This is a genomic window from Longinema margulisiae (genome assembly GCF_025266855.1).
GTDB lineage: Bacteria > Spirochaetota > Brevinematia > Brevinematales > Thermospiraceae > Thermospira.
In genome coordinates this window covers 135,256-148,936 of record NZ_CP053071.1, presented here as the reverse complement: position 1 = coordinate 148,936, position 13,681 = coordinate 135,256, and the positions used below count along the sequence as shown (strand labels likewise).

The window sequence follows — 13,681 nt, the reverse complement described above, 5'->3', positions numbered from 1 at the left end:
GACTAAATCGAAACGAACCAAGGAGGATGTGGCCATGGTGAAGGCGAAAGAGACGGTTTCTCTTTTGAAGGAGGAGAGAATTCTTCCTATTGTCAGGGGTATTGATGCTGAGTATGCGGTAGATCTCGCGCGGGCCACCCTCGCCTCTGGTTGTCGGATCATGGAGTTTACGCTCTCTATTCCAGGGATCGTAAAAGAGGTGGGGCGTGTCAAGGAGATGTTTCCGGAGATGGCGGTGGGTCTTGGAACGGTGCTCACTCGGGAACAGGCAAAAGAAGCGGTAAAGGTAGGGGCAGATTTTGTGGTGAGCCCAATTCTTAACCGGGAAATTATCGACGAGGTGAAAAAGGCAGACAAGATGCTTGTTTTGGCCGGGCTTACTCCTACAGAACTTTATGAGGCGTATCGTCTCGGGTCCGATGTGGTGAAACTTTTTCCAGCCAGAGAAATGAATCCCTCGTATATCAGGGAACTCAGGGGACCTCTTCCCGAACTTGAGATTTTGGCGACTGGGGGGCTTTCGCTTATTATGGCTATTGAGTATATAGCCGCTGGTGCTGTAGCCGTTGGTCTTGGCAGCACTCTTTACAAGAAGGAACTCATCGTCCAGAAAAAATTCGATCAGATTACACAGATTATTGAGAATGCGTATAATCGTATCAAGATGGTAAAACTGTAAGATAGGATGATGGTGTGAGAGGTTTTGCGGTTTTTTTTGTGTGTACCTTGGGAATTTCTGTTCTGTGGGCTCAACAACCGAATTCGATGCCTACTAACCAGAGCCTTACCAATGAACGAATGACCAATCAAGCCGCTTCTCTTCCTTCAGGGGTGAAACTGGAAGGAGCCTCCTCAATTGTTTTTGAAAGTTTTGATAGGGTATCGGTGCGTCAGTATGAAGCTGTGGCTATTCAGGAGGTTTTGTTCACGGGGAATGTTCGTATTCTTTTTGAGGGGAAAAAACTGTCTGCTCATCGAGTGTATGTGATTATCCAGAGTAATAAGACCATTCTCCAGATAGCTGCCTTTGATCAGGTGGAGTTTCGGGATGGAAATGCGATTTATTTAGCCAAGAGTTTTTTTTATCAACCGGAAAAGAAAACGGGCCTCATGCGAGAGGTTCGTTCCTATCTTCGTGATACTACGGGGACAACCACTTCGCCTGGACTATTTTATACAGCGGAAGAAGTGGAGATTTTGAGTGAGAAGCGGGCTGTTTTCAAAAAGGCCTATCTTACCTTTACACCGGCGGACATTCCTCACTATGAACTGTATGCGGAGAAGGTATGGTATTTTCGTGATGATGTGATTTTTTCCCTTCATAACACCTATATGGTGGGGCAACAGAGGCTTTTTTATTTTCCTTTCTTTCTGCGTTTAGAAAAGGTGACCGGTATCAAGACAGCAGTGGGGATTGAAAAGCGTATTGGATGGTATGTGATGAATACGATGGACTGGTCGCCTTCTTTTGGGACAATGCAGTTTGGACTCGATTTTTATGAGCGTATGGGAGAATATGGTTTTGTTCGTTATGTCAATAAGAAACCTGTTGGACCTTTTCAGCAGATTCGTTTTTTTGGGGAAACAGCGGATGATGTTCGTTTGTTTTATGATGCGCAAAACGACCGTTACAGCCAGTGGGTTCTCATCAACAATGAATGGACGACGGTGAGAGAGTGGTCCTGGCACTATATGTTAGAAGGAACTCTCCAGAAGGAGAATTTTTCGCTCAATTTTTATACTGAGGATTTGAACGATCCCTTTTTCACCAAAAAGTATTCCCAGAGGCGAGATACTTTTAATATCCAACATATTCTTCAGCCTCAGGAAAATAGCTTCTTTGCCCAGAGTGATAATTCGCCCGCCTTTTCTTCGCTGACCCGTCGTTTTAGTATTACCTCTCCCCAGTTGATGCTGAATGGACAATGGGTGTATAGCCGCAAGCGAAATGAAGAGGTTTCGAATATGTATCGAAATGATGCGTATAGTTATTATCTTTATCAGGTGTCGTTTCCTAATATTTCGTATACCCTGCCAACCCTCTATCTTGTAGAGGAAACCTCTTTCAGAACCTATCGCGTTGAGACTAATACCCAGCTGGTTTATAGTAGGGATCTTTCTTCGGAAGCCAAAGGAGCAAGTGGGGTGATAACCAATCAAGAGAAAAGGGAAGCTGGCCAAAAAGAGTCTGCCTCTCTTTCTCAGACTTCCTCTCCTCCTTCAGTAGAAAGTAATACCATCACCCAGGAAGTATATACGACCAATAGTTTTGAATGGTGGAGTGCCTCTTCTGTTTTGAATGGAAATCTCAGTTATACCTCATCGGAAACCCTTGATACCAATGGGATGCCGATTTCTGATCAGTATCATCATCAGGAAAATGCTTCCATAGGATTGAATATAAAATTTCTCAATAAGATCATCACCTGGGATCATACTCTTTCTGTTCTCAATCGCAAGCGCTGGTCGAGTTTTGAGGTGAATTATAGTAACAATGTTTTGTATTCAGGGGCCCAGGTGGACTATACCATGCGTACAGCTACAAGTCTTACCCCGGCTCTTGGGACTCATCCTGTCTGGAAAATTCAATTTCCTCTTTCAGCTTCTCATACCTTTCAGTATCAGGTGTTCAGGAGTATCTATCAGACGATGCCGAGAGAGTATTCTCATACTCTCAATACTTCAGTTGGAGTAAATTGGCTTTCAAATATCGTGGTGTATCGATTGACGTATGCCTATCAAACGGCCTATCGTATTACCAATGGGGTTGAGGATGATTATCTCAACAATCAGATTCGTGAGACCATGAGTCTTTCAACAAGCCTTGGCGTGTGGTGGTTTTCTTCTTCTACCGGTGTTTCTCTTGATACGCTTACCAGACGGAATTCACGAATCATCTGGCGTTATCCTGAGATTACCAACCGCATCTTGGGAAGTGTGGTGCTGGAAAATGCCTTTGTTCCGGTGGCCCCATGGACATTTATTCCTTCGATCAGGCATCGCTATGATCTCTTGAAACAGACCAACCTTTCTCTTTCCATGGCTTCTTTTAGTACACTTTCGACGCTTTATCCCCCTTTCTGGTATAAAATAGATATGCTTACCTATCGGGCAGACCTTTTGATAGATTATCTCAGTCCTCGTTCAAGTTATTTCTCGCTGAGTTTTGGGACAGTGATCTGGCTTCAGAAATACTGGAAGTTAGATTTTACCACGCAGGTGGTGAATAGAAAACTCTATCGTTATGACTATGATGCCTGTGGTCGTTTCAATGAGCCGTATGTGGATTTCTGGAAAAACCTCTGGGATGGCATCAATATCTTTGACTATCAGGGGCTTCAGAGGAGTTTTTTCAAGATTCAGGCGCTGAATTTCGGGATCACGCATTATCTCAATGAGTGGGAGATGCGGGTTGGGTTTACCATCCAGCGGCAACTGGACAGTTTGAGGCGTATAGCCTACTGGGAACCGCAGCTCAGGGTTGAGTTTATGCTTTCGGGAACAAGGGATCAATTTCCTCCTTATACCAAGCGTTTTGTTCCACCAGAACTTCAATAAGAGGGCTTTATGGATTTTCGATTGGTGGCGAGTGAGGGCTCTGCAAGGGCCGGGGAACTTATTTTGGATCATGGGGTGGTTCATACCCCTATTTTTATGCCTGTGGGTACGCAGGCTACCGTGAAGACTCTTTCCCCCCATGAACTTCGTGAGGCTGGAGCGGAGATTATTCTTTCCAATGCGTATCATCTCTATTTGAGACCGGGGATTGATCTGATTCAGGCGGCGGGGGGAATTCATGCTTTTATGAACTGGGATAGGCCTGTGCTCACGGATAGCGGGGGATTTCAGGTCTTTTCCTTGGCAAGGCTTCGGAAAATCACTGATGAGGGGGCTCGGTTTCAGTCCCATATTGATGGATCGTATCATTCTCTTACTCCAGAGAAGGTGATGGAGATTGAGAGTGCCATCGGGGCGGATATTGTGATGGCCTTTGATCAGTGTGTGGCAGCGGATGCTTCTCATGAGGAGGTGCTTGATGCCCTGAAGCGGACCACTCTCTGGGCGAAACGCTCAAAGGAAGCCTTTGAAAGGGTAAAGCGCCCCTATCAAACGCTTTTTGGGATTGTGCAGGGGGGGATTTTTGAGGATCTACGGCGGTTGTCGGTTGAGGAGATTGTGGGTATCGGTTTTGAAGGGTATGCGATAGGGGGGCTCTCGGTGGGGGAGACAAAGCCGGATATGTACCGTATGCTTTCTGTTCTTGATGAAGTGCTTCCTTTTGATAAACCGAGGTATCTCATGGGGGTAGGAGTACCGGAGGATATTCTGTACGGGATTGAATTGGGTGTGGATATGTTTGATTGTGTTTTTCCTACGCGGGCAGCAAGAAATGCGTTAGTCTTTACTCATGATGGGCGGTTGAATCTCCGAAATAAGGCGCTCGAGTACGATTTTCGTCCGATTGATGAGGAGTGTGATTGTTATGCTTGCCGGAATTTCACGAGGGCATATATTCGGCATCTCCATCGTAGTGGGGAAATTCTTGGGCTTCGTTTGGCCTCTCTTCACAATGTTCATTTCCTTCTCTCTCTCACGAAAAAAGCACGGGAGGCTATTCTCCAGGGGCGATTTGCTGAGTTCAAGTATACTTTTCTTTCTCGATACCAGCAGGGAGCCTTTCTTCATGTGATGAATGGGGAGGCTTCATCGGGAAGGTAGGAGACAATGTCAATGTGGTGGGTGACAATGTATTCCTGGTACATGGTCTCTAAAAGATTCACAATATTGGCAAAGGTTGATTGGAGATACGAGATGTCCCCGGAGACGCCGACGATCGCTACATCTGTATAGAAGCTTTCATAGCTTTCTTGAGAGACATCAGCTACAGAAACATTGAATTTTTTTCTCACGGTATCTTTGAGACTCCGGACAATATTGCGTTTTTCTTTTATGGTTTCATTGTAGGGAATAGAAAGCTTGAGTGAGAGGATACCTAAAAACATGGTTATTTTTTCGCCTCTGATTTCGCTTTCTTTTCTGCCATTTTGGCAAGTTTGTCCCGGAGTTTCTGTTCTTTTTTGTGATCCACACGGTAGTGGATATAGTTGCCGTTTTTCATTTTGACCTTGAGGTCGAGAAAGAGAATCTCATCAGCGTGATCAATGAGGCCGTTCACCATGGCCTTGAAATCTTCTAAGAGAGCCATACCATACTCCTTTAACTCCAGAATTTATTGACCTTGATGTCCCAGACAAGGTATTCGAGTTGTTTTCGTACCTGTTCGGTGATCTCTTCGAGAGGGATGTCGGGAGAAAAATGCATGGGTTTTCCAATGTTGGCGTAGTATTTTCCTGAGAGCACAGTGAGGGTTTCATACTGTTGTTCTCCCACCTGGATGGTGGCTGATTTGCGTTTGACATGGCTTCGGGGAGAGACAATACCAATGGGAATGATAGGGGTGGGTTTTGCTTTGTAGATTTTTGCCATACCGTGATAAAATTCTCGGAATTCTATTTGATTGTTGAGATCCCCTTCTGGAAAAATATAGATAGATTCACCTTTGGAGAGGTATTCGACTGCGCGGGGGATGACATTTTTGCGGTGTTCAGGCAGAGCATTGATCTGTTCCATCCATTTGAGAAAATGTTTCACAACAGGAACAGAGAATCCTGGACCAATAACCATGTGCACCGGCTCCTTCATGAGAGTAATGACAAAAAAGGGATCAGTGGATGAGAAGTGATTGGAACAATAAATGCAGGGGCTTCCTGCTTCCGTGAGATTTTCTTCTCCCCAGACCTGAAATTCGACGAAGGTTCTGAGGTAAGCACGAATGGCCGTGCGATACACTTCATACATACTTCGTGCTATCCAGTGCATAGTTTGTCTCCCTTTTGTGCCTTTAGTATGGCATAAAAAGGGAAAAAAGTCAAATGTAGACCCTTGTACGGGTTTTTCTTCCCTTGTCTGGGTCAGGGGCTATGCCCCTCTCCCCCGATTTTTCTGTTTACAGGGGCCAGTTTGTCTTTTTTATTCAAAAAAAATAGAATTATTGATTACGAAGAAAATTTTTTATACTATTTTTTGTTTTTTTATTACTTTTTTGAGCCCTTTGCACAAATGGGCAAAGGGCTCAAATGGGAAAATTCTTTTTTTGCTTTCTTTTTTTTTGAAAATCGTGTATAATGTTAGTAGGAAAAGAAAGGCAGGAGTGCCTATGGCGGAAGAGAAAAGATCCTCTTCACAATCAAAACCTCTCCCCGTTCCCAAGAAGTTGTCTCTTTCTCAGTGGCAGGCTATCATGGATTCCCTTGAGGATGAGGAAGTACGGGAATATCTTGAAGATGTGTATGTCTATGATGCAAGACGAAGTCGGTATATCCTGACTCGTGGACTGAGTCGCAAGGAAAAGACAATTCTTCAGGTGCTTTTTCAGGAGATTGCAGTTCCGGTCAAGGAGAAAAAGAAGTTTCACATCAGTGCCAATCTTGATAAGGAGATTGTCGCTCTTTTGGCTCGTAAGAGGCGGCATGGTCTCAATGTTTTTATGACTATTATGACCCGTATTGGGGATGGGTATGTGTGGTTTGGGATGATTCTTTTTCTTTTGTTTGTAGATATGTATGCGGGTGTTGTGCTAGCCATGGCCCAGCTTATTCAGATTCTTTTGCAGTTTTTGATCAAAAATATCTTTACCCGGGATAGACCGTATGTGAAACATGGGGATATTTCTATTCTTCTTGCCCCCCCTGATAGGTTTTCTTTTCCTTCTGGTCATACGGCGGGAGCATTTACCGTAGTTTTTTTTCTGTGGTATTTTTATCCGGTATGGACGTGGCCTTTTTTGGTACTGGCCATTCTGATAGGATTCTCCCGTATGTATCTGGGACTGCATTATCCGACGGATGTGCTGGCGGGCATGGTGCTAGGATATGTGAGTGTGAGAGTGGCACTTTTTCTTTCTTTTTTCTTGCCGTTGTGAGGTGTGTATGATACGATATCCTCTCCTCAGGCGTTTAGCGGAAGAAAATCCCGCCTTTGTTTCGGCAAAGGATGGGCTTGTTACCCTGCGGATACAGGATCGTTTTGTTCATAGTCCCTATTCTCCTGGAAAAGAAGCCCTTCGTCTCGTTGAGGGGCTGCGAGGTCTTGATCCTTCAAAGACATTTGTGATTGTTCTGGGGGCGGGATTGGGGTATCATATTGAGCTTCTCGAAAAAGAGGGCTTTGAGAGGGGAGTAGTGATTGAAACCAATCCGGAGATTGCGAGGATATTTCAACGGGTCTATGAACTTCCTTCCTCGTTTTACTGGGTAGGGCCAGAACAGACCGAGGAGGCTCTGGATAGTATCTTTGCTCTTCTGGATTTTTCCTCTCTTCGGTGGGTGAAGACGGTGATTCTCAGAGGGAGTTATGAAATAGGCCACTATGATGCCTTTGAGAAACGGATTCAACGCTTAACCCAGGTAAAATTAGGGGACTTCAGTACACGTCTCAAGTTTGAAGAGATATGGCTTATCCACATGATTCGAAATCTTCGGAATCTCCGTTTTTCTACCCCCTTAGCCAAGCTTTTTTTTCGTCAGCAAAATGTGCCCATCGTAATTGTTTCGGCGGGACCTTCTCTTCGACAATCTTTGGCGGCGCTAAGTCGTGTGCGATCCTCTGTGTTTATGGTAGCGGTAGATACTGCCCTTCTTCCTTTGTATGAGGCAGGTATTGTGCCGGACATGGTCTATTCCCTTGATGCTCAGGTTCATACCCTTGAGGATTTTTTGGGTATAGACAGGAAGTATCTTTCACGTCTTCATTTAGTGTATGATATGGTTGCTCATCCAGAGACACTTGCTTTTGTGAAAGAGGCATCTTCAGGTCCTCACTATGTGGCTACTACAGCCCATGTGGATATTGATCCGCAGGGAAATCCATTTCTTCTCAAACATGAGTTTGTACGATGGCTTGAACTGGAGTTCAATACCTCCCTTGGGGATGTGGAAACAGGGGGGTCGGTTTCAACCTCTGTGTTTCATGCGTCTTTTCTCATGGGGGGAAATCCCCTTCTCTTGGTAGGCCAGGACTTAGCGTTTAGTTATCAGACCACGCATGTAGCCTCTACCTCGCATTATTACCGATATTTTCCTCAGGCTCATCGGCTTCACCCCATCAATACCATTTTCTTTGAGGCCATACTTTCCCGTCGTTTGCAAAAACAGCCGGGTATTCGAGAAAAAGAAGTGGATTCGGACTTTGTGCTTTCGAATTTCAAGGGATGGTTTGAGGTTTCAGCCAGGCGGTTGTCAGAATTTCGGGGTATTCGCTGTATCAATGCGACGCGTGATGGGGTAAGACTCGAGGGTTTTCTCCATGAGGACATAGAAGATGTCCTAAAAAAATTTCCCCCTTTCTCTCACGATAGGGAAAAGTTGTTTGTTTCTGATCCGCTTCCAGTGGCTCCTCTTCACAAAATACAAAAGCGTCTTGAGGCGCTCAAAAAAGAATTGCAGGGATACGTTTTTGATGATGGTTTTTTTGAGAAAATCCGAGCCCTTGGGCAGGAATTTCTTGAGAGGTATTATATGCGGGAGCGAATGCTTTTTGAACGATATGGGAACAGGGATACCATTTCTTTAGAACGAAAAACCTACCGCTTGATCAAGGCAATTGAGGAGCTTGGAGATGAGTGAACGACCTATTTTACAGGAAGTAGAAGAAAATATTTTTATCATCTATGGAGAGAAACCAAGTTCTCATGTCTATATTATTAAAGGCGAATACAAGAACGTACTCATTGATACAGGGACGAGAAAAAATTTTCATCGTATTGTGATGGGACTGACACAGATTGGGCTCAAGGTGAGTGATATTCATATGGTTATCTGTACTCATGAACACTATGACCATGTAGGAGGGATTGGCTTTTTCTATGAAACGGCGGTGATTGCGGCTGATAGGTTTGCCGCTACCAAGCTGGAACTCCAGGATGAGTATGTGATTCATGCCATTGTGCATGGGGAAGAGGCCATTCAATCTCGTGTGAATATCTGGCTCACGGATCAGAATATTTTTGATTTTGGAAATTATAAACTTCGGGTTTTTTATACCCCTGGACATACGTCGGGATGTATTTGTCTGTACGAGGTGAATCACAGGTTTCTGTTTTCAGGGGATACGGTCTTTGCTGATGGGGTGATTTCCAAGATCTCTCAGTCAGGGAGTTATGGGGATTATATCAATTCTTTAGAACGTCTCAGTACTCTCCAGATTCGTCGGATTTTCCCGGGTCATGGGAAAATCTGTGATTATCCCCAGGAAACGCTCAAGCAGTCTATAGCCAATGCGAGGCTTCATCTCCAGGAGTACAATCAATCCCTTCTTCAACAACAAAAAAAGGAGTGCGATCAATGAGAGGAAAAATCTTTCTTGTAGGGATGCTTCTTTTTTGTGGATGCGCAAAGGGATGGAATCCTGAGCTCTTGTACAATGAGGGTATCAGTCGGTGGAATGAAGGCAAGAAGGCAGAAGCACTCTGGTATCTCAAAAAAGCTTATTTGCTTGATCCTGGCCAGAGGGTTTTTCGTCTCACCTATGAGAGTATGCGAGTGGAGTTTCCTGATAAACCTGCTATGGAAAGGGTAGTTTTAGGTGTGGCGGGCGTGAATGGTATAGCCTGGTTAGCCGTGGTTTTTCTTCTCATGGGAGGGGGACTTGTGGTGGTGCGTTATATGGTGGTTTGTCCGCCGTGGATCCAGAAAATCCAGAACTGGCCTTTTCTTAAGCATGTGATGGTGGTGCTTTATCTCATAGGAGGAATACTCCTTGTGATACAGGGGGTGGCAGGAGTGAGGCTTTTTGTGCCTGAGCCTGCTGTGGTGGTAGAAAAGGCTTCTCTTTTGGACAGGCCAGAGGAAAGTGCGCTTGTTTTGCAGGAGATCCCGGCAGGAATAGAAGGCTGGATACTCAAAAGAAAAGGAGCATATACACTTTTTCGTTCTGAGAGTGGACTGGAAGGCTGGATGTTAACCAATGGGTGCTGGGGGGTGTGGCAATGAACTGGTGGCAGGATATCTTTTCTCTTGGGATACTTCTTGTGATAGCCGGTCTTCTTGCCGGGATTGTCGGATGGTCTTTCTGGGTTGTGTTTCTCTCGCAGACCATAGAGCGAAAGGTCCAGCGTTTGTACCGAAAAAGGGAATACCAGGAGTGTGTGAGACTTATTACTGAACGGTTAGAAAAGGACGACAGGCTCCATCAAAAGGAACGGCTTTTTCTTTTGTATTATTTGGCCAGGTCGTATGAGGCTATGGACCAGATCGTGAACGCTATTCAATTTTATCAGGAAGCCAGTCGGGTGGCAGGGTTGCGTCATCCCCTCTACGTGGATCTTCTGCTTGCCCTGCTGAGCCTCTACCAGCGTCAGGGGAATTATCGAGAGGCTCTTGCCTATGCTATGATGGTGCTTCAGCAGAAGGAGGATCATCCCCTTGCCCTTTTGAAAGCGGCCGAGTGTCAGTATGCCCTTCATCATCCTCGACGGGCGAAGGAGCTTTTGGAAACGCTTCTTTCTCAAAGGCCAGGAATCCTGGAGGCGAGGTTTCTCTATGGAAAGATTCTCTATGAGCATGGGAATTATGGGCTTTCTCTGAAACAATGGGAGCTTCTCATCAATCATCATTTTGAAGAGGGGGTGGTATGGTTTTATTATGGACGGTGTCTTGAGAATACCAAAAAGTATTTTGAGGCCTTGAAGGCTTATGAGACGTTTTTGAAACAGTATGGAAGTGAGTATGCGCAGGAGAGATGGAAAACGTGGATTTCTATTATTCAGATATGGATTAAAGTAAAGGACTACCATCGGGGTATTCAGTATGTTTCGGAGTATTTGGCCCAGCCTGCTCCTGATGAGGTCAAAAAGGAACTTCTCTATCTTTATGCCAATCTTCTCTGGAACACGGGGGAGGAATATCAGTCTCTGAAGAATATTGAGCGTATCTATATGATGGATTCCTCGTTTAAGGACGTGAAAACCACCTATGAGCTTTATAAAAAGCTTTTGCCTCATAGTTATTTGGGACAATACTTTACGTCGAGACAGGATGTTTTTTTGGGAGTGTGCAAAAAGATTTTGGGTAGAACCGCCTTTCAGCAGATGGTAGTGAATGCGGATGTGGCTATCTATGGGAAAGGCAGTTTTTTTGTGGTGTTCTGGAGGCATATAGAGGCTATTTCTCATAGTAAGCTTACCGATATTTCGGTGCTCCTTTCCAGTTTTGAGGCGCTTCCTTCCAGTGTGGAGTTGTATTCCTTGATGGGGGTGAGGGAGGATGCCGTGTTGCATGAACTCTTGAAGAAAAGCCATCTGGTGGAAGGACAGGAATTTATCCAGACCATTCGAAGTGTGGTTCAGGAGGGATGAAATTTGACAGGAATAAGAGGATGTTTTATACTCATAAGGAGGGAAGTATGAATTATCTGATTTCTTTGGTGATTTTTTTGGTTATGGCAACCCTGATAGGAGGATATGCTTTTTTTCTGGTATGGGCACTCGGAGGGGCGGGTGTTCCATTAGGGTTAGTGCTTTTTGTGTCGTTTTTGTTTGTGGTACTCTTGCTCTCATTGACGGTGGCCTTTGTTGCCAGGATGCGAGAAATCAAAAAGGAGGAACAAGATGATTATCGCAACTACTGATACCATTGAGGGGAAAAAGCTTGAAACGCTTGGTCTTGTGCGTGGTTCTGTGGTCTATTCCAAACATGTAGGAAAGGATCTTGTGGCCGCTTTCAAGACGCTTTTGGGTGGCGAGATTTTTTCCTATACGGAAATGCTCAATGAGGCACGGGCTATAGCTACCAAACGAATGGTTGAAGAGGCTGAAAAATTGGGTGCTGATGCTATTGTGGGCATGAGGTATGCGTCGGCTGCTGTGATGCAGGGGGCAGCTGAGATCGTTGCTTATGGAACGGCAGTAAAGTTTGTGTAAAGATTTCACTTTTAGGGACGTTGTTTCGTAATACTATAAGCAGTGTCTTGAGGAGGAATAATGAAACGGTTGTGGTTGTTAGGGATGGCTATAGCAGTTTCTCTCTGGGCAAAGCCTTTTGTCTGGAATAGGGATGGAGAGTACATTCTTGGCTTCTATGATATGGGGCTTACCACGTCAGCGACGGTGTATGATGTGTCATACCTTTCGTGGCAGGTGTTGGCTCTTCGCTGGAATCCCTTTGTCAAAGTTTTTACCTTTGAGACAACGGTGAGGTATTTTCCTATGCAGCATTTGGCTCTTTCCTGGTGGATATTTTCTGAAAAGGGGGTAAATCCCTACCTTTATACGGGGTTGAAGGTACCCCATACCTTCCAGGCTATAGGGCTTCCTGTGGGACTTGGTCTTGTTCATCAATGGACGAATTGGTCACTTCATTTTCGAGTGTATGGGGATTTTGCTCTTGTGCCTGTGTTTGTACCAGTCTGGTCTTTTGAACTGGCTGCCGGATTCAAATGGTAGGAGGATGGTATGCGGAGAATAAAGAACATCCTTTTAGTAAGTGTAGTTGTTTTTTTCTCTGGGTGTAATTTTTTTGAATGGCTTACCCCTCCCATGAGCGGGGTGAGTGCCGAAGAACTTGTGTATCGAGGCCAGCAGTATTTTGAAAAGCAGGACTATGTGAGTGCGGCTTCTACTTTTGAACAGGCGATGAAAATCAATCCTCGCTCAAGTGAGGCACGGCTTGGGTATGCCAAGTCGCTTCTGTGGCAGATAATGCTTCCTGTGGCCAATATTGTCGCTGAAGAGTCTCATCAACAGGGGGACAATATCTATCTTGGGCTTCTGGCTTCCTTGAATAAACAAGAATTCCAGAATGTGCTCTTTGGGGGGGAGGTACCTCTCTATAAAAAAATTATTGATGTTCTCGAAGGACCGAACGGGATTATCGGCAATCAGGGTGATGGGGTTATTAAGGATGATAGCCTTGAGGTGAATGTCGTTCTTCTTGTGGCGTATCTCAGTCTCACCGCTCTCAATCTCTTGGATTCCAATGGAGATAAACAGTTCCTTACGGCCCCGGACTATCTGGTAATGCAAAATAATGAGATTGTCTTTTCACTTGATATCAACCGTATTCTGAGTAATGTCACGGCGAGTACGGAGGTGAATACAAGTTATACAGGAGACAACCTCACCAATACTCTCAAGGGTTCTCATGATGCCATCGAAGAAGTGCTTAGCCTTTTGCGTTTTGTCTATCTCAATATCAGCTATGTAGATGGAATGATAGGATGTGTGATTCGCCCCTCAACCTTCATGAGAAGACAACCGGCGTCCTCTTCAGTATATCCCAGTATGTATGATGAGATCCGGGATGCGCTCACCAATCCTTCTGCCAAAACCGACTATACCAATTCTTTCAGGCTTTTGTATGTGCTTCGCTATACACCAACCAATGTGGGAAGGGTATGTAATGACCTTCACCAGGTGCTTGTGGGAAGCTATGCCTATAATGCCCTTGGGGATTTTCGCCCTTCTTCGTGGTCTTCACACAGTGGTGGGTTGAAAGCCTACGGTGAGGCCCTGGCTGGAATGAACTTGAATGATGAGAATGTAAGTAATGTCGTCACGAGTATTACCAACCAGTATACCCCTGAAGAGATTTCAAATCTGATTCAGGGACTTAACCTGTAAGGGAGG

Annotated in this window: 15 protein-coding genes; 12 read left to right on the top strand and 3 right to left on the bottom strand. The window is 45.0% G+C overall.

Annotated elements, in window-relative coordinates:
* Positions 1 to 34 precede the first annotated feature (34 nt).
* Genes BREVNS_RS00745 through tgt form a run of 3 tightly spaced genes read left to right on the top strand, consistent with a single transcriptional unit; the run spans position 35 to position 4,719 of the window.
* Positions 35 to 679: a bifunctional 4-hydroxy-2-oxoglutarate aldolase/2-dehydro-3-deoxy-phosphogluconate aldolase gene (locus tag BREVNS_RS00745; RefSeq protein WP_483427165.1), complete on the top strand. Its 645-nt coding sequence runs from the start codon at positions 35 to 37 to the stop codon at positions 677 to 679.
* A gap of 14 nt (positions 680 to 693) precedes the next feature.
* Positions 694 to 3,558, top strand: coding sequence for a hypothetical protein (locus tag BREVNS_RS00740; protein ID WP_483427164.1), 2,865 nt, complete (start codon positions 694 to 696; stop codon positions 3,556 to 3,558).
* A 9-nt stretch (positions 3,559 to 3,567) separates the two neighbouring features.
* Positions 3,568 to 4,719, top strand: coding sequence for a tRNA guanosine(34) transglycosylase Tgt (gene tgt, locus BREVNS_RS00735; protein WP_483427163.1), 1,152 nt, complete (start codon positions 3,568 to 3,570; stop codon positions 4,717 to 4,719).
* Here the strand turns inward: tgt and BREVNS_RS00730 are convergent.
* Genes BREVNS_RS00730 through BREVNS_RS00720 form a run of 3 tightly spaced genes read right to left on the bottom strand, consistent with a single transcriptional unit; the run spans position 4,683 to position 5,880 of the window.
* Positions 4,683 to 5,003: a DUF503 domain-containing protein gene (locus BREVNS_RS00730; protein WP_483427162.1), complete on the bottom strand. Its 321-nt coding sequence runs from the start codon at positions 5,001 to 5,003 to the stop codon at positions 4,683 to 4,685. The two genes, tgt and BREVNS_RS00730, sit on opposite strands and share 37 nt — an antisense overlap.
* A gap of 2 nt (positions 5,004 to 5,005) precedes the next feature.
* Positions 5,006 to 5,206 carry a hypothetical protein gene (locus BREVNS_RS00725; RefSeq protein ID WP_483427161.1) on the bottom strand — a complete coding sequence of 67 codons (201 nt, stop codon included), beginning with the start codon at positions 5,204 to 5,206 and terminating at the stop codon, positions 5,006 to 5,008.
* A gap of 11 nt (positions 5,207 to 5,217) precedes the next feature.
* Positions 5,218 to 5,880, bottom strand: a complete 663-nt coding sequence (locus tag BREVNS_RS00720; protein WP_483427160.1) for a lysophospholipid acyltransferase family protein — start codon at positions 5,878 to 5,880, stop codon at positions 5,218 to 5,220.
* A gap of 337 nt (positions 5,881 to 6,217) precedes the next feature.
* Here BREVNS_RS00720 and BREVNS_RS00715 point away from each other — a divergent pair, with 337 nt between their 5' ends.
* The 9 genes from BREVNS_RS00715 to BREVNS_RS00675 are packed head-to-tail and all read left to right on the top strand — an operon-like array spanning position 6,218 to position 13,675.
* Entirely contained in the window at positions 6,218 to 6,982 is a 765-nt protein-coding gene (locus BREVNS_RS00715) for a phosphatase PAP2 family protein (protein ID WP_483427159.1), read from the top strand.
* A gap of 7 nt (positions 6,983 to 6,989) precedes the next feature.
* A complete protein-coding gene (locus BREVNS_RS00710; protein ID WP_483427158.1) occupies positions 6,990 to 8,684 on the top strand; it encodes a motility associated factor glycosyltransferase family protein in 1,695 nt (564 codons plus the stop codon).
* Positions 8,677 to 9,405, top strand: coding sequence for an MBL fold metallo-hydrolase (locus BREVNS_RS00705; protein ID WP_483427157.1), 729 nt, complete (start codon positions 8,677 to 8,679; stop codon positions 9,403 to 9,405). Before BREVNS_RS00710 ends, BREVNS_RS00705 begins: the two co-directional genes overlap by 8 nt.
* Positions 9,402 to 10,049, top strand: a complete 648-nt coding sequence (locus BREVNS_RS00700; RefSeq protein ID WP_483427156.1) for a hypothetical protein — start codon at positions 9,402 to 9,404, stop codon at positions 10,047 to 10,049. The genes BREVNS_RS00705 and BREVNS_RS00700 overlap by 4 nt, the downstream gene beginning before the upstream one ends.
* Positions 10,046 to 11,413 (top strand): tetratricopeptide repeat protein, encoded by a 1,368-nt coding sequence (locus BREVNS_RS00695; protein ID WP_483427155.1) that lies wholly within the window; start codon positions 10,046 to 10,048, stop codon positions 11,411 to 11,413. Before BREVNS_RS00700 ends, BREVNS_RS00695 begins: the two co-directional genes overlap by 4 nt.
* Before the next feature lie 47 nt (positions 11,414 to 11,460).
* A complete protein-coding gene (locus BREVNS_RS00690) occupies positions 11,461 to 11,685 on the top strand; it encodes a hypothetical protein (RefSeq protein ID WP_483427154.1) in 225 nt (74 codons plus the stop codon).
* Positions 11,666 to 11,977: a YbjQ family protein gene (locus tag BREVNS_RS00685; RefSeq protein WP_483427153.1), complete on the top strand. Its 312-nt coding sequence runs from the start codon at positions 11,666 to 11,668 to the stop codon at positions 11,975 to 11,977. Before BREVNS_RS00690 ends, BREVNS_RS00685 begins: the two co-directional genes overlap by 20 nt.
* A gap of 60 nt (positions 11,978 to 12,037) precedes the next feature.
* Positions 12,038 to 12,499 (top strand): hypothetical protein, encoded by a 462-nt coding sequence (locus BREVNS_RS00680; protein ID WP_483427152.1) that lies wholly within the window; start codon positions 12,038 to 12,040, stop codon positions 12,497 to 12,499.
* A 9-nt stretch (positions 12,500 to 12,508) separates the two neighbouring features.
* Complete coding sequence (locus BREVNS_RS00675; protein ID WP_483427151.1) at positions 12,509 to 13,675, top strand: hypothetical protein; 1,167 nt, start codon at positions 12,509 to 12,511, stop codon at positions 13,673 to 13,675.
* Positions 13,676 to 13,681 lie beyond the last annotated feature (6 nt).